The organism is Pseudoxanthomonas sp., from assembly GCF_027498035.1.
Taxonomy (GTDB): domain Bacteria; phylum Pseudomonadota; class Gammaproteobacteria; order Xanthomonadales; family Xanthomonadaceae; genus Pseudoxanthomonas_A.
In genome coordinates, this window is record NZ_CP114978.1 from 1618807 (window position 1) to 1634503 (window position 15697).

Consider the following 15697-nt stretch of genomic DNA (forward strand, 5'->3'; position numbering starts at 1 on the left):
AACGACAGGAGTCACCGAAATGGCAGGATTGCCCGAGCATCGATTCACCGACAAGGACCTGTGGGGCAAGGATGGCCGGCCTGGGGCCGACGATGTCCAGCAGCAGAGCATCGGCGACTGCTATCTGGTTTCAGCCGCAGGCGTCGTCGCCCAGCAGACGCCGGATCTCATCCGCAACAACATCGAGTTCAATGAAGCCACGGGGGAATTCGCAGTCCGCCTGTATCAAGGGGACCACTGGCAGCGGGTGCCGGTGACTCAGGCAGAGCTGACAAACAATCTTTCCGAAAGGGGCGGGAGCAGCTTCGGCAGCAAGACACCGGACGCCGGCGGCGGACTATGGCCAGCGATCTACGAGGTCGCCTACGCGAAGATGCGCTGGAACGACTGGGAGACAGGCCTCCAACAGCTAGCCAAGGGCGGCAATCCTGCCGATGCCCTTCACGCCATTACGGGAGAGGAGCCAATCAGGCTGGATGCAGCCCAAGTCAAGGAAATGGGCATGCAAGCAACAGTGATGCGTATCAACGATGCACTGGCCCACGACAAACGCGTCGTCATGGGTACCAACAAGGACCCGAAAGGCGCGAGCGAATTGTGGGAGGCGCTCGTGTCCAGAACCGGTTACAAAACCGACGGTGTCACCGGCCATCATGCGTACATGGTCTTGGGAGCGCGTTACGACGAAGCGTCAGGTGAGGCGGTCATCACCTTGCGTAACCCATGGGGTCACAACCGGGGCATTGATCCCTCGCTTGGACCAGGCAAAGGCGCAGAAGTTGAGGTCAAGCTCAACGAACTGCTGCAGGAAAACACCAGGTCCTTCGGCACGTTCCACATCGGCATGCTGGAGCCCCAGCAACAAGGCCTTTTCGAGGCGATCCAAAGGCAGGTGGGCGACAAAGCGGGAGATGCAGCCGTCGCACTGGCCAGCGTGCAGGCCAGCCGCGAAGGCATCACCTCTACGGATCAACTGCGCATGGCGGCAGTCACCGACGATGGCAAGTTGTGGGTGGCCGGCAAGACCGAGGGCTATCGCACCATGGTTGACACCCTGGCGGCGCTGCCATCCCGCGAAGAATCTTTGGGCCAGCTCGCCCAGGAAGCACAACGCCTGCAGGTCGCCAGTTCGCAAGCACCAGAGCCGCCCGCCCGGCAACTCGCCTGATGACGACCATCATTACGGGTGCGCATCGCATGCACTTCGCCATCAGACTCGGCATGGCGGCAAGCATGATCTTGCTTGCCGGCTGCAGCCGACAGCCGCTGGACGCCATCCATGGCTGGAAAGAAAGCTTCGTCGATATCCGCGACACAAGCCTGGAAGAGGTATATGCGCCGCGTCGCGCAGCGGCACGCGCGGCGTTTCAGGAGGAGATCGGTCCGGACTTTAAAGTGCTGGGTGACAAAGTGTTCCTGATGGATACGGGCATGGATGGTCCAACCTTCAAAGAGCTCAATCCAATATTCTTCCCGCGCAAGGATGATCCAGTCCAATGCGGAAATGCGCAACGCGTCATTGAGAGCAAGTTATCCGGCATACGTGTAAAGCCTTACCTGATCAACGACCAATGCCGGTTTGCGGTATTCCACTTCAATGACGGACAAATCAATGATGGCAAGCAAGACGTGATGACGCTTTACGACGTAGCGCTCACCCGGGCAGTTGCGAACTAATTGACTAGGTAGCATACGCGACTGATCGCGAACCTGATCACGATCAGCGCACAACTTCATCGCGATGCGCCCCTTTCGCGAAGAGAAGGGGGTAGGTACTTTTCGCAACTCAGCAGCAGAGCGCAAAGTCGAAAATAACCCCTCCCTTCGCCCGGGTGTTGCGGCATTTCCATGCCCTTGCGCGTCAGCGCCCCTGCAACGCCACCACCCGCTGCGCCAGCCTCTTCGGACTGACACCGCTGCGCGCACCCAGCTCCTGGGCGAACAGCGATACACGCAGCTCTTCGATGTCCCAGCGCAGCGCCTGCCACTCGTCGGACTGCGCACGACCCAATGCCGCGGCGTCTTCCAGCGCCTGCACGAACGGCGCCAGCTCCAGCATGCGCTGCTGGTCGCGAGTGGGGTCGCGCTTGGCGCGTTCGGCGCGCAGCTTCATCGCCTTGAGATAGCGTGGGAACTGGGCCAGCGCCTCGGCCGGCGTCTGCCGCAGGAAGCCTGGATGCACCAGCGCAGCCAGCTGCGCGTGCAGGTCGTCCAGGTTGCCGCGCGCCCAGCCCATCAATGGCGCTTCCAGTTCCGGCTTGAGCTCGGCCACCGCGCCCAGGATCGCCTCGGCCAGCTTGAGGCGCTCCATGGCCTCACCGAACAGGCCTTTACCGGCCACATCGCGGCGTTGCGCGAACGTACCGGGATCGCGAATCTCGCCCAGCCCTTCGGCCAGCACCGCATTCAACGCCGCATCGACGATATCGCCGCGCAGGCGCTCCTGCGATTCCAGCGCCGCGTACAACAGCCCGGTCTTGGGTGACACCGGGAGTTGCTTGCGCGCCTGCTTGACCTTGTCGGCCAGGGCGATCTCCAGCAAGCGGCGCACACCCTTGGGATGCGCCGAGGCGGCCTGCGCGCGATCGGCGAAAATCCGCAATGCGGCGCTGTCGCCCTCATCCACCAGCGCCGGATACGCCGGCACGCCGGCTTCGCCCGGCACCTGCAGCGGGATCGGATCGTGCGGGAAAGTGTGCAGGCCTTCGCTGGCCAACGCGCGTCCGGCGCGGGCAGCGAAGGCATGGCCGGCGCGCGTGCCGAAGCGTTCGCGCAGCGCGTCCAGGTCACGCGATGAGGCCAGCACCTTGCCGTCTTCATCGCGCAGGCGCAGATGCATGCGCAGGTGTGGCTCCAACGCGGCCTCGTCGAAATCCAGCGCACTCACTGGTACGCCAACCGCCTTGGACAGGAACCGCGCCAGCTCACCGCGCAAGTCATCGGCCGACGGCTTGCTGAAGGCCTCATAGAACGCGCGCCCGAAATCCGGCGCCGGCACGAAGTTGCGCCGCTGCGCCTTGGGCAGAGAGCGGATCAGCCCGGCAGCCTTTTCCGCGACGAAGCCTGGCGCCAGCCACGACAGTCGCGTGGGATCGAGCGCGTTGAGCAGGTGCAGCGGAATCTCCAGCGTCACGCCGTCGTCTTCCGCGCCCGGCTCGAACTTGTATTGCAGCGGCAGGCGCGCATCGCCCAGCGCGAAGTACTTCGGATAGCGATCGGCCTCGCTGCCTTCGCCGGGCAGTAGGTCGACCAGTGACCAGCGCAACGTTTGGCGTTTGTCTTCGGCCAGCGTCTTCCACCAGGCATCCAGCCCGGACGCCGAATGCAGCTCGCCTGGAATGCGATCCAGATACCAGCGCGCCTGCCAGCCCTCGTCGGCGACGATGCCGGCGCGGCGCAGCTTGGCTTCTTCCTCATGCGCGGTCGCCAGCACCTTGCCGTTGTCGGCGACGAACGCAGCGCGCGTGTTGATCTCGCCCGGCACCAAGCCTTGGCGCACGAACAGCTCATGCGCCTCGCCCGGCGCGATGCGCCCGTAGTGCACCGGTTTCTTCGGCGCCAGCACCAGCCCGAACAGGCTGATCTGCTCCGAGGCCAGCACCTGACCCTGCGCGCGCGACCAGTGCGGATCGAAGTGCTTGCGCGCCAGCAGTTGCGGCACCTCGGCGATCACCCAGTCCGGTTCGATCGACGCATTGGTCAGGCCCCACACGCGCTGGGTGTCCAGCAGCGTGGCCACCAGCACCCAGGCCGGCGGCTTCTTGGCTAGCGCCGAGCCGGGGAACAGATGGAAGCGGCGCTGGCGCGCCGCGAGGAAATCGCCTTTCTCGGTGCGGTGACCGACCTGCGTGGGCAGGCCGGCAATCAGCGCGCGATGCAGCGACTGATAGGCCGCGCTGCGTTCGCGCTCGCTGATACGTGAAGCAAAACCGGGGTCAGAGTCGACTTTCCCCGTGCTTGCATCACCACCGGCGGCCCCCGTTGGGAAACTCGACTCTGACCCCGGTTTTGCCTTGCCCTCGCGCGCCAGCCGCGCGGCGCGATGCAACTCGCCCCGCGTCGGACGCGAGGATGGCTTGCCTTCGCCCGCGACAAGCGCGGCCGGCGAACCGGCCAGCAGCGGCTCCATCGACGCCAGTACCGGCTCTTCGGCCCAGCCCAGCTCCTCGCACAGCAGGCGCAGCTGACGATGCAGCTCGCGCCACTCGCGCATGCGCAGGAAGCCGAGGAAATGCCGCCCGCACCAGTCGCGCAGCTTGGACTGGGTGAGGTCCTCGTGCGCCTGGCGATAGCCGTCCCACAGCCGCAGGATGCCGACGAATTCCGAACGCGCATCTGCAAATTTTGCGTGTGCGTTGTCGGCCGCTTCCCGCGCTTCCGGCGGACGCTCGCGCGGGTCCTGGATGCCCAGAAATGCGGCGATCACCAGCATCGGCCGCAGACAGCCGTGTGCCTGCGCGGCGACCAGCATGCGCGCCAGCTTCACGTCCACCGGCAGGCGCGCCATCCTGCGGCCCACTTCGGTCAGCTTGCGCAGGCCGTGGCGGTCGGCGTCGGTGACCGCGCCCAGCTCGACCAACTGCTGCCAGCCATCGGCCACGGCACGCTCGTCCGGCGCCTCCAGGAACGGGAAATCCTCGATCCGTCCCAGTCCCAGCTGCAACATCCGTAGGATCACCCCGGCCAGCGACGAGCGCCGGATTTCCGGGTCGGTGTAGCGCGGGCGCTCCTCGAAATCGGCCTGGGAAAACAGCCGTACGCAGATGCCTTCGGCCACGCGTCCGCAGCGGCCCATGCGCTGGTTGGCGCTGGCCTGGCTGATCGGCTCGATGTGCAGGCGGTCCAGCTTCTGGCGCGGGCTGTAGCGCTTGACCCGGGCGAAGCCAGGATCGACCACATAGCGAATGCGCGGCACCGTCAGCGAGGTCTCGGCGACATTGGTGGCCAGCACGATGCGTCGCTGCGAACCCGGATTGAACACCGCGTCCTGGTCGCTGGCCGACAGCCGCGCGTACAGCGGCAGTACTTCGGTGTGGCGGTACTTGCGGCGTTCCAGCGCCTGGTGCGCATCGCGGATCTCGCGCTCGCCCGGCAGGAAGATCAGCACGTCGCCGCGCGCGTCCTCGCGGGTGATCTCGTCCACGGCGGCGACGATGGCCTCGTTGACGCTGCGCTCGTTGCCGCCGTCCTGCGCGTCCTCGTCTTCGCCACCGGGCGCGACCTCGTTCAGCGGGCGATAGCGCACCTCCACCGGATAGGTGCGGCCTTCCACGCTGACCACCGGCGCATCGTCGAAATGCGCGGCAAAGCGTGAGGTGTCGATGGTGGCCGAGGTCACGATCACCTTCAGGTCGCGGCGTTTGGCCAGCAGCTGCTTCAGGTAACCCAGCAGGAAGTCGATGTTGAGGCTGCGTTCGTGCGCCTCGTCGACGATGATCGTGTCGTAGCTGGACAGCCAGCGGTCACTGGCGATCTCCGCCAGCAGGATGCCGTCGGTCATGAACTTGATGCGGGTGTCGTCGCCAACGTTGTCGTTGAAGCGCACCTGGTAGCCGACCGCCCCGCCCATCGGCACCTGCAGCTCTTCGGCCACGCGCCGGGCCACCGCACGCGCGGCGATGCGGCGCGGCTGGGTACAGCCGATCATCCCGGCCACGCCACGCCCGGCGGCCAGGCACAGCTTGGGCAGCTGGGTGGTCTTGCCCGAACCGGTTTCACCAGCGATCACCACGACCTGGTGCTCGCGGATGAGTGCGACGATCTGCTCGCCTTCACGTGCAATCGGCAGCGCTTCATCCAAGGTCACTCGCGGCAACGAGGCGGCGCGTGCCTGACATGCACGCACCGACGCCTGCAGCGCCTGGCCGAAGCGTTCGCGCAGCTGCGTGTCGTCGGGCTTGGCCTTCCAGCGCGACCACAGGCCGTGCAGGCGGCCACGGTCCCGGCTCAGCGCGCCATCGATGGCACGCCGGGCGGCGTCAGGGTGTTCGGGGAGCGATGCGATTGATGCCATGAATCGATTGTTCTAGATCTTTTGATTACTAATCTTTATCTATCCTGTTTATTGTGACCCATCGCCACTGACCGGAGACCCTCCATGGCCAAGACCAAGACCGCACCGAAGACCAAGAAGAAGGCAACCCCGCTCGCCGCCGCCCCCAGCGCGCCGAACGTGGACATCGGCATCACTGCCGCCGCCCGCAAGGAAATCGCCGACGGCCTGTCGCATTTCCTGGCCGATGCCTACACCCTGTACCTGAAGACCCACAACTTCCACTGGAACGTGACCGGGCCGATGTTCAACTCCCTGCACACCATGTTCGAAGGCCAGTACACCGAGCAGTGGGCTGCCCTGGACGAAGTGGCCGAGCGCATCCGCGCGCTGGGTTACAACGCGCCGGGTTCCTACACCGAGTTCGTCAAGCTGACCTCGATTCCCGAAGAACCCGGCCTGTCCAACAGCGCCGACTGGAAGGAAATGGTCCGCCAGCTGGTCGTCGGCAACGAGGCGGTCTGCCGGACCGCCCGCCTCACCCTCAAGACCGCCGACGACGGCAACGACGACCCGACCGTGGACCTGATGACCCAGCGCCTGAACACCCACGAGAAGTACGCGTGGATGCTGCGTTCGCTGCTGCAGTAAGGGTTCGGCCTAGCCTGCGCAGCAGGCGAGGCCTCCCGGCATTTGCCGCGCAAATACCGGGCCCCAGCTTCGCGGCCTCCAATCCCCTCGCCTTCGGCGCGCCCCCTTGCTAAGGGGGCTTTCCACCAGAAAGCTTCCTTCAGCGTCTTTTCGAGGCGTTTGGAATTTTCTGGCACGTCAAGGCACAACGCCCGGCCCTCGCCGGGCGTTGTGCGTCTGGGGCCTGAGACGCCGGCCCGGTATCCTGTGCGCATGCAGGAACGTGCTCTAGAACTTCTCCACCGCGTGTTTGGCCACGCGGGTTTTCGCGGCGAACAGGCCGCCATCGTCGAACATGTCGCTAGTGGCCACGATGCCCTGGTGCTGATGCCCACCGGCGGCGGCAAGTCGCTGTGCTACCAGGTGCCGGCGCTGCTGCGCGAGGGCACCGCGATCGTGGTGTCGCCGCTGATCGCGTTGATGCAGGATCAGGTCGAAGCGCTGCGCCAGCTGGGCGTGCGCGCCGAATTCCTCAATTCCTCGCTGGAAGCCGGCGAGGCGCAGCGGGTCGAACGCGAACTGCTGGCCGGTGAACTCGACCTGCTCTACGTCGCCCCCGAGCGGTTGCTGACCGGGCGTTTCCTGTCGCTGCTGGACCGCGCCAAGATCGGCCTGTTCGCCATCGACGAGGCGCATTGCGTATCGCAGTGGGGCCACGACTTCCGCCCCGAATACCGCCAGCTCACCGTCCTGCACGAGCGCTGGCCCGACATCCCGCGCATCGCCCTGACCGCCACGGCCGATCCGCCGACCCAGGCCGAGATCGCCGAGCGCCTGCAGCTGGAAGGCGCGCGCCGCTTCGTCAGTTCCTTCGACCGGCCCAACATCCGCTACACCGTCGTGCAGAAGGACAACGGCCGCCGCCAGCTGCAGGACTTCCTGCAGGACCACAAGGGTTCGGCCGGCATCGTCTACTGCATGTCGCGCAAGAAGGTCGAGCAGACCGCCGAGTTCCTGCGCGAGAAAGGCTTCGACGCCCTGCCTTATCACGCCGGCCTGGATGCGCAGGTGCGCGCGAACAACCAGCGCCGCTTCCTGCGCGAGGACGGCATCGTCATGTGCGCGACCATCGCCTTCGGCATGGGTATCGACAAGCCGAACGTGCGCTTCGTCGCCCATACCGACCTGCCCAAATCGCTGGAGGGCTATTACCAGGAGACCGGCCGCGCCGGCCGCGACGGCGAGCCCGCGCAGGCGTGGCTGGCCTACGGCCTGGGTGACGTGGTGCTGCTCAAGCAGATGATCGAACAGGGCGAAGCCTCCGAAGAGCGCAAGCGCCTGGAGCGACGCAAGTTGGACCAGCTGCTGGGCTATTGCGAATCCATGCAGTGCCGGCGCCAGGTACTGCTGGCCGGCTTCGGCGAGAACTACCCCAACGCCTGCGGCAACTGCGACAACTGCCTGACCCCGGCCGCCAGCTGGGACGCCACCGATGCCGCGCGCAAGGCACTGAGCTGCGTCTACCGCAGCGGCCAGCGCTTCGGCGCGGCCCATATGATCGACGTATTGCGCGGCGCCGACACCGAGCGCATCCGCACGCTCGGCCACGACAAGCTGTCCACCTATGGCATTGGCGAGGACCTGGATGCGGCGATGTGGCGCGGCGTGTTCCGCCAATTGGTGGCCGCCAGCGTGCTGGAGGTCGATGCCGAGGGATACGGCGGCCTGCGCCTGACCGCCTCGGCCAAGCCGATCCTGCAAGGCCAGCAGACCGTGCTGCTGCGCAAGGACTCGCCGAAGCTGCGCCAGCGCGAACGCGGCACTGCGCCGACGGTGCAGGTCTCCGAATACGATGCGCCGCTGTTCGACGCGCTGCGGCAGATGCGCGCGCGCCTGGCCAAGGAACAGAACGTGCCGGCCTACGTGATCTTCCACGACGCCACCCTGCGCACCATCGCCGAGCAGCGCCCGCAGAGCATGGGCGAACTGGCACGCGTCGGCGGCGTCGGCGGCAGCAAGCTGGACCGCTATGGCGCCAGCCTGCTGGAAGTCGTGCGCGAGGCGGGCTGATCGCATTCCACCGGCAACACCAATACACACCTTTCCAGCGGACATCGTCATGAGCGGCTATTGCAGCTTCGCCCCCGGCCACCCGGTCCACGCCAGTTACCACGACACCGAATACGGCTTTCCGCAACGCGAGGAATCCGAGCTATTCGAACGCCTGCTGCTGGAGATCAACCAGGCCGGGCTGAGCTGGGAAACCATCCTGCGCAAGCGCGAGCACTTCCGTGCAGCCTATGGTGCATTCGACGTGGACACGGTGGCCGCCTACGGTGAGGCCGACATCGCCCGGCTGATGGCTGACGCCGGGATCATCCGCAACCGGCTCAAGGTGCTGGCCGCGATCCACAATGCCCAGGTCATCCAGACCCTGCGCACCTCGCACGGTGGCTTCGCCCAATGGCTGGATGCGCACCATCCGATGGAAAAAGCCGACTGGGTGAAGCTGTTCAAGAAAACCTTCCGTTTCACCGGCGGCGAGATCACCGGGGAATTTTTGATGAGCCTGGGATACCTGCCGGGGGCACACCACGAAGGATGCCCGGCATTTGCAGCGGCGGCGAAGAAAAAGCCGGCGTGGATGCAGGTGGACAAGCCGTTGAAGTCGGCGAAGACGAAGAAGTAACAGCAGCGGAGCAAGCTCCGTTCTACACACAGCCAGCGCGCTCCAGACCTGTAGAACCGAGCTTGCTCGGTTGCTGTTGCTGTTGCTGTTGCTGTTGCTGTTGCTCAGATGTTGATCTTCAGCGCCTTCAAAGCGAGCCGAGCACAGCAGGCAGAGATGGCCGAAGAGGCGCGCGTGTCTGAGCGAAGCGAGTTTGCGCGCCGTGCCATTTCCGGCGAGGAGCAAAGGGCACCGATGCGCAGCATCGGCGAGTGTTTTCAATCCCCTTTGGGGGACAGGCGCTGCGGTTTTGGCTACTTTTTCCAAGCACAAAAGTAGCTCGTGCGGCGAAGCCGCGCGAAAGCGCGAAAGCCTTGCACTTCGCTGCTTTCCAGAACAGAAGAATCAGACGCCCATATACCGATGCGGCCGATGGTTGAACATCAGCACCAGGCTCAACACCACCGCGCCCAGCGCCGAATACAGCACCTTCGACGGCGCCAGGGTGAAACACGCCACCAGCATCAGCACGCCATCGAACGTCATCTGCACGCGCCCCGCACTGATCCCGCGCGAACGCTGCAGGTAGACCGCCAGGATGCCCACGCCGCCCAGGCTGGCGCGGTGGCGGATGAAGAACAGGATGCCCATGCCGACCAGCGCACCGCCTACCAGCGCCGAATACAGCGGCGTCACGTGCGCGTAATCGGCCCAGCGCGGCAGCAGGTCGGTCAGCACGCCGCAAGCGGCCACCGCCACGAACGTCTTGATGGTGAATTCCCAGCCCATCCGGCGCACCGACAGCCAGTAGAACGGCAGGTTCACCAGCACGAACAGCAGGCCGAAATTCCAGCCCAGCGCGTAATGCGCCAGGAACGCCACCCCGGCCATGCCACCGATCATCAACCCGCCCTTGGCGAACACCGCCAGCCCCAGCGAGGCGGTCAGCGTCGCCAGCACCATGCCCTGCACGTCCTCGGCGATGGAATGGTGGTACGCGCGGTCATCGACCTCGGTGCCGGCTGAATCCGGCGGCGGCGTCAACGGACCGGACGTCACCACCACGCCGGGCGGCGAATGGTCAGCGCCACCATCGTCCAGGCCGACCTCCGGCGCAGGCGTCAGTCCATCGAGGGCGGGATCTTCAGAGGGCGGCTTGGAGTGCGGCACGGCGATGGCAGGCGTGGGCGGCGCTGCATTCTACTGGGTGCACCGCGGCAATTCCGTCACATCTGAAACTTCATGGCAGCCGCCATGCCACCACCAAACGACAACGGCCGCACCCGAAGGCACGACCGTTGCATGCAATGCAGGAGATTTCGGCGTTAGCGGACTTCCGCCACCTCGACGCCGTCCAGGCCCTGGGCCAGGGTGCGGGCATCGCCGCCCTGGGCCAGCTTGATGCGCAGGCGCACCTCGTTCTGCGAGTCGGCGTAACGCAGCGCATCCTCGTAGGAAATCTCGCCAGCCTGGTACAGCTCGAACAGGCTCTGGTCGAAGGTCTTCATGCCCAGGTTGGTCGACTCCTTCATGACCTCCTTGAGCTTGTGGATCTCGCCGTCGCGGATGTAGTCCTGGATCAGCGGCGTGCCCAGCATGATCTCCATCGCCACGCGGCGGGCCTTGCCATCGGGCGTAGGCACCAGCTGCTGGGCGACCACGCCCCTGAGGTTCAGCGACAGGTCCATCAACAACTGGTTGCGGCGGTCTTCGGGGAAGAAGTTGATGATGCGGTCCATCGCCTGGTTGGCGTTGTTGGCGTGCAGCGTGCATAGCACCAGGTGGCCGGTTTCGGCGAAGGCGATCGCATGGTCCATGCCTTCGCGGGTGCGCACCTCGCCGATCATGATCACGTCCGGCGCCTGGCGCAGGGTGTTCTTCAGCGCGTTCTCCCAGCTGTCGGTGTCGATGCCGACCTCGCGCTGGGTGATGATGCAGCCCTCGTGCTTGTGCACGAACTCGATCGGGTCCTCGATGGTGATGATGTGGCCGGTCGAATTGAGGTTGCGGTAGCCGATCATCGCCGCCAGCGAAGTCGACTTGCCGGTGCCGGTGGCGCCGACGAAAAGAATGATGCCGCGCTTGGTCATCGCCAGGGTCTTGATGATCGGCGGCAGGTTCAGCTCATCGACACTGGGGATCTTGGTCTCGATCCGGCGCAGCACCATGCCCACCTGGTTGCGCTGGTAGAAGCAGCTGACGCGGAAGCGCCCCACGCCGGCCACGCCGATGGCGAAGTTGCACTCGTGGGTCTTTTCGAATTCCTCGCGCTGGGCTGGGGTCATCACGTTCAGCACCAGGTCGCGCGACTGCTGCGGCGTCAGCGGCGTCTGGGTGATCGGCGAGAGCTTGCCGTGCACCTTGATCGACGGCGGCATGCCCGAGGTGATGAACAGGTCCGACGCCTTCTGGTGCGCCATCAGCTTGAGGAACGAGGTGAAGTCGATGGTGCTCATCTTTTTCTCCGGGAGCCGGACACCGCGAGCCGATGGCCGGAAAACGATACGGAACCCTCGCGAACCGCGCGCCGCGCAGGCAGCGCACCGGTCGACACCTGCCGATGCAGGCGCCCCGCCCGCATCACTCGAACAGACGCTTGTCCTTGGCGTATTCCTTGGCCTGGTTGCGCGTGATCTGGCTGCGCTTGACCAGGTCCTGCAGATGTTGGTCCAGGGTCATCATGCCGTACTGCTGGCCGGTCTGGATGGCCGAGTACATCTGCGCGACCTTGTCCTCGCGGATCAGGTTACGGATGGCCGGCGTGCCGACCATGATTTCCCAGGCTGCGGTGCGTCCGCCCCCCACCTTCTTCAGCAGCGCCTGCGAGATCACCGAACGCAGCGACTCGGATAGCATCGAGCGGACCATCGGCTTTTCGCCTGCGGGGAACACGTCGATGATGCGGTCGATGGTCTTGGCCGCCGAGCTGGTGTGCAGGGTGCCGAACACCAGGTGGCCGGTTTCCGCGGCGGTCAGCGCCAGGCGGATGGTTTCCAGGTCGCGTAACTCGCCGACCAGGATGTAGTCAGGGTCTTCGCGCAGGGCCGAACGCAATGCCTCGTTGAAGCCGTGCGTGTCGCGGTGCACTTCGCGCTGGTTGATCAGGCACTTCTGCGAGGTGTGGACGAATTCGATCGGGTCCTCGACGGTGAGGATGTGGCCGTATTCGTTCTTGTTGATGAAGTCGATCATCGCCGCCAGCGTGGTCGACTTGCCCGAGCCGGTCGGGCCGGTGACCAGGATCAAGCCCTGCGGCTGCTGGATCATTTCGCGGAACAGCGGCGGGCAACCCAGCTCTTCCAGGGTCAGCACTTCGGACGGAATGGTGCGGAACACCGCACCGGCGCCGCGGTTCTGGTTGAACGCGTTGACGCGGAAGCGGGCCAGCGAGGGAATCTCGAAGGAGAAGTCGACCTCGAGGAATTCCTCGTAATCGCGACGCTGCTTGTCCGACATGATGTCGTAGACCAGCGCGTGCACCTGCTTGTGGTCCAGCGCGGGAATGTTGATGCGGCGCACGTCGCCGTCCACGCGGATCATCGGCGGCAGCCCGGCCGACAGATGCAGGTCCGAAGCCTTGTTCTTGACCGAGAAGGCCAGTAGTTCGGCGATATCCATGCGTCGAGTGTTTCCCCTGTCGAAAAGTGCTGCCAACTGGAACCATGTATCCCCGAAGGGCAGTATAGCGTCCTTCCCGCGACTGCCAACGGGCCTGTCCACGTGCTTTCCAAGCGTCTCGCCGACACCATGAACAGGCTGCAGAACGCGGCCACCGCGGCCCAGCGGCCAATGCCGACCCTGGTGGCGGTCTCCAAGTTCCAGCCGGCGCAGGCCGTGGCCGAACTGGCCGATGCCGGCCAGCACGTCTTCGGCGAGAACTACGTGCAGGAAGCCCAGGCCAAGCTGGCCGCGCTGGATCGATCGGGCCTGACCTGGCACCTGATCGGCCACCTGCAGTCCAACAAGGCCGGCGTGGCCGCCGAACTGTTCGACTGGGTCCAGACCGTGGACCGTCCCAAGCTGGTCACCGCGCTGGCTTCGGCACGGCCTGCCGGGAAGCCGCCGTTGAACGTGCTGATCCAGGTCAACATCGACGACGAGTCCAGCAAGCACGGTTGCGCGCCCACCGAGATCGATGCATTGGCCACCCTGATCGCTACCCAGCCGACCCTGGCGCTGCGCGGGTTGATGGCGATCCCCGCACCGCACGAAGATCCGGCCTTGCGCCGCGCTGCATTCGCGAAGATGAAAGCGCTGTTCGACACCCTGGCCGCGACACACGCGGGCGTGGACACGCTGTCGATGGGCATGAGCGAGGACTGCGCGCTGGCGGTGGCCGAAGGCGCGACCATGGTCCGGGTCGGCACGGCCTTGTTCGGCGCGCGGCCGGCCAAGCCGTAGCACCCATCGCCCACATCGGCGAAGCGGTGATAATCCAGCGGTCACTTCTCCAGGAATCCACCCGCACCATGACCAGCCCGACGCCGCAGCACGCCACGCCCGCCAGCGATGCCACGGCCTTCATCGGCGGCGGCAACATGGCGCGCAGCCTGATCGGCGGCCTGATCGCCCGTGGCATCGACCCGGCGTCGATCCGCGTGGCCGAACCGGTGGCCGAACTGCGCGAGGGACTGGCCAGCCAGTTCGGCGTACAGGTATTCGAAACCGCCGCCGATGCCGTCCAGGGCGCGGGGCTGTGGCTGTTCGCGGTCAAACCACAGGTGATGCGTGGCGTCTGCGAAGCGCTGGCCGATGTGGCGACCCAGGCCAGGCCGCTGGTGGTGTCGATTGCCGCCGGCATCACCGCCGCGCAGTTGTCGCGCTGGCTGGGGGGGGATGCGGCCGTGGTCCGCGCCATGCCCAATACACCGGCCCTGCTCGGCGCAGGCGTGACCGGGCTGTTCGCCACCGAGCAAGTGGACGCGGCCGGCCGCAACCGCACCGATGCATTGCTGTCCTGCGCCGGCAAGACCGTGTGGATCGACGCCGAAGCGCAGATGGATGCGGTGACCGCCGTGTCCGGCAGCGGCCCGGCCTATGTATTCCTGCTGGCCGAGGCGATGGAAGCCGCCGGCATCGCCCAGGGCCTGCCCGCCGACGCCGCGCGCGCCCTGACCCTGCAGACGGTGCTGGGCGCGGCGCGGATGCTGACCGAATCGGGCGAAGCGCCGGCCGAACTGCGCCGCCGCGTCACGTCACCCAACGGCACCACACAAGCCGCGGTCGAGACCTTCCAGGCCGGTGGCTTCGAGCAGCTGACCGAAGCGGCGATTGCCGCCGCCACCGCGCGCGGCAAGGCGCTGTCGGCGGCCAACGACTGAGTCATGACCCGCGGGTGCACCTCGCGATTGCCGCGGCTCGGCCATGGCCTGAGCGTCGCGCTGCTGTGCGCTGCGCTGACCGCCTGCTCGGCCGGTGAAACCCCACGCAAGGTCGAAGCCATCGCCCCGGCCGACACCATGCAGCAGTTCGGCAACCTGCGCGTGCGCTACAACGCACTGCCGAGCCTGTCGATGAATGCCACCGCCGCGCAGGCCTACGGGATCGAACGCGGCGCCGGCCGGGCCCTGGTCGTGATCGCGCTGCGGCGGATGCAGGGCAACGACGAACTGCCGGCGCAGGGCGACGTCAGCGGCAGCGCGACCGATCTGTCCGGACGGCGCCAGCCCATCGCCTTCCGCATCGTGCGCACCGGCGATTACCTGGACCAGATCGGCGTGATCGACGTCAGCGCACACGACACCTTGCGCTTCGTGCTGGAGATCCGCAGCCCCGAAGGCGGTGGCACGCTGCGCTTCGAACGCACGTTCTAGCGTGCCGTGTGGGAGCCGCTACAACGGCGATGGCTCGACCAGCAGAGCCCCGTCGCCGCTGTAGCGCCTCACACACAAGCTAACTTCAACCTGCACACCAGCGTTGCGGGCCATCGCCCTGCTCGCCCAGCGTGTCGTCGGGATTGCTCAACCGGCACCGGCGCAACGACAGGCAGCCGCAGCCGATGCAGTCGGTGAGCTGGTCCCGCAATTGATGAAGCGCAAGGATGCGTTCGTCCAACTCGTGCTTCCACGCCGCCGACATCCGCGCCCATTCAGCCTTGGTCGGCGTGCGCGCCTCGGGCAGCACCTCGAAGGCTCGACGCACCGATTCCAGCGGCACGCCCACGCGCTGGGCCACCCGGATCACCGCCAACCGCCGCAGCACATCGCGCCCGTAGCGGCGCTGGTTGCCGGATGTGCGCAGGCTGTGAATCAGCCCTTTCTTCTCGTAGAAATGCAGCGCCGAGACGGCCATGCCGCTGCGTTTTGCCACATCGCCCACCGCCAGCTCCCGCATCGCTTGACCTCAACTTTGCTTGAGGTCGCATGCTGCCGTCCCCGCCAGTGGCGTGCAAGCGCGCGATCCTCCGG

At 65.9% G+C, this 15697-nt stretch carries 13 protein-coding genes; 8 read left to right on the top strand and 5 right to left on the bottom strand.

The features are described from left to right. Positions 1–19 precede the first annotated feature (19 nt). Together O8I58_RS07075 and O8I58_RS07080 are read left to right on the top strand one after the other, a co-directional pair. The gene (locus tag O8I58_RS07075; RefSeq protein WP_298321767.1) at positions 20–1168 is read left to right on the top strand and encodes a C2 family cysteine protease; all 1149 of its coding nucleotides are present in this window, start codon (positions 20–22) and stop codon (positions 1166–1168) included. Continuing rightward, positions 1168–1677, top strand: a complete 510-nt coding sequence (locus O8I58_RS07080) for a hypothetical protein (protein ID WP_298321769.1) — start codon at positions 1168–1170, stop codon at positions 1675–1677. Before O8I58_RS07075 ends, O8I58_RS07080 begins: the two co-directional genes overlap by 1 nt. Positions 1678–1861: 184 nt before the next feature. On the opposite strand, the gene hrpA is transcribed toward O8I58_RS07080, so the two are convergent. Beyond that, positions 1862–6013, bottom strand: a complete 4152-nt coding sequence (hrpA, locus tag O8I58_RS07085; RefSeq protein WP_298321771.1) for an ATP-dependent RNA helicase HrpA — start codon at positions 6011–6013, stop codon at positions 1862–1864. An 84-nt stretch (positions 6014–6097) separates the two neighbouring features. On the opposite strand from hrpA, the gene O8I58_RS07090 reads away from it, so the two are divergent. From O8I58_RS07090 to O8I58_RS07100, 3 genes are all read left to right on the top strand, one after another. After that, the gene (locus tag O8I58_RS07090; protein WP_298321773.1) at positions 6098–6643 is read left to right on the top strand and encodes a Dps family protein; all 546 of its coding nucleotides are present in this window, start codon (positions 6098–6100) and stop codon (positions 6641–6643) included. 252 nt (positions 6644–6895) lie between these two features. Then, positions 6896–8692: a DNA helicase RecQ gene (recQ, locus tag O8I58_RS07095; protein WP_298321774.1), complete on the top strand. Its 1797-nt coding sequence runs from the start codon at positions 6896–6898 to the stop codon at positions 8690–8692. Positions 8693–8741: 49 nt separating this feature from the next. Beyond that, positions 8742–9311, top strand: a complete 570-nt coding sequence (locus O8I58_RS07100; protein ID WP_298321776.1) for a DNA-3-methyladenine glycosylase I — start codon at positions 8742–8744, stop codon at positions 9309–9311. A 384-nt stretch (positions 9312–9695) separates the two neighbouring features. Here the strand turns inward: O8I58_RS07100 and O8I58_RS07105 are convergent, their stop codons facing one another. The 3 genes from O8I58_RS07105 to O8I58_RS07115 all read right to left on the bottom strand — a co-directional run bounded on the left by O8I58_RS07105 (position 9696) and on the right by O8I58_RS07115 (position 12908). After that, positions 9696–10391, bottom strand: a complete 696-nt coding sequence (locus O8I58_RS07105) for a YitT family protein (RefSeq protein WP_298322821.1) — start codon at positions 10389–10391, stop codon at positions 9696–9698. A 224-nt stretch (positions 10392–10615) separates the two neighbouring features. Further along, positions 10616–11746, bottom strand: coding sequence for a PilT/PilU family type 4a pilus ATPase (locus tag O8I58_RS07110; RefSeq protein ID WP_298321778.1), 1131 nt, complete (start codon positions 11744–11746; stop codon positions 10616–10618). 124 nt (positions 11747–11870) lie between these two features. Beyond that, the gene (locus O8I58_RS07115) at positions 11871–12908 is read right to left on the bottom strand and encodes a type IV pilus twitching motility protein PilT (protein ID WP_298321780.1); all 1038 of its coding nucleotides are present in this window, start codon (positions 12906–12908) and stop codon (positions 11871–11873) included. A 129-nt stretch (positions 12909–13037) separates the two neighbouring features. Between O8I58_RS07115 and O8I58_RS07120 the strand changes: the two genes are divergently transcribed. The 3 genes from O8I58_RS07120 to O8I58_RS07130 all read left to right on the top strand — a co-directional run bounded on the left by O8I58_RS07120 (position 13038) and on the right by O8I58_RS07130 (position 15103). Beyond that, complete coding sequence (locus tag O8I58_RS07120) at positions 13038–13691, top strand: YggS family pyridoxal phosphate-dependent enzyme (RefSeq protein ID WP_298321782.1); 654 nt, start codon at positions 13038–13040, stop codon at positions 13689–13691. Positions 13692–13759: 68 nt separating this feature from the next. Next, positions 13760–14611, top strand: coding sequence for a pyrroline-5-carboxylate reductase (gene proC / locus O8I58_RS07125; protein ID WP_298321784.1), 852 nt, complete (start codon positions 13760–13762; stop codon positions 14609–14611). A 3-nt stretch (positions 14612–14614) separates the two neighbouring features. Beyond that, positions 14615–15103, top strand: a complete 489-nt coding sequence (locus tag O8I58_RS07130) for a DUF4426 domain-containing protein (RefSeq protein WP_298321786.1) — start codon at positions 14615–14617, stop codon at positions 15101–15103. Between the two features lie 85 nt (positions 15104–15188). Here O8I58_RS07130 and soxR read toward each other — a convergent pair whose 3' ends face one another. Further along, on the bottom strand, positions 15189–15623 hold the full coding sequence (soxR, locus tag O8I58_RS07135; RefSeq protein WP_298321788.1) for a redox-sensitive transcriptional activator SoxR: 435 nt from the start codon (positions 15621–15623) through the stop codon (positions 15189–15191). Between the last annotated feature and the right edge of the window lie 74 nt (positions 15624–15697).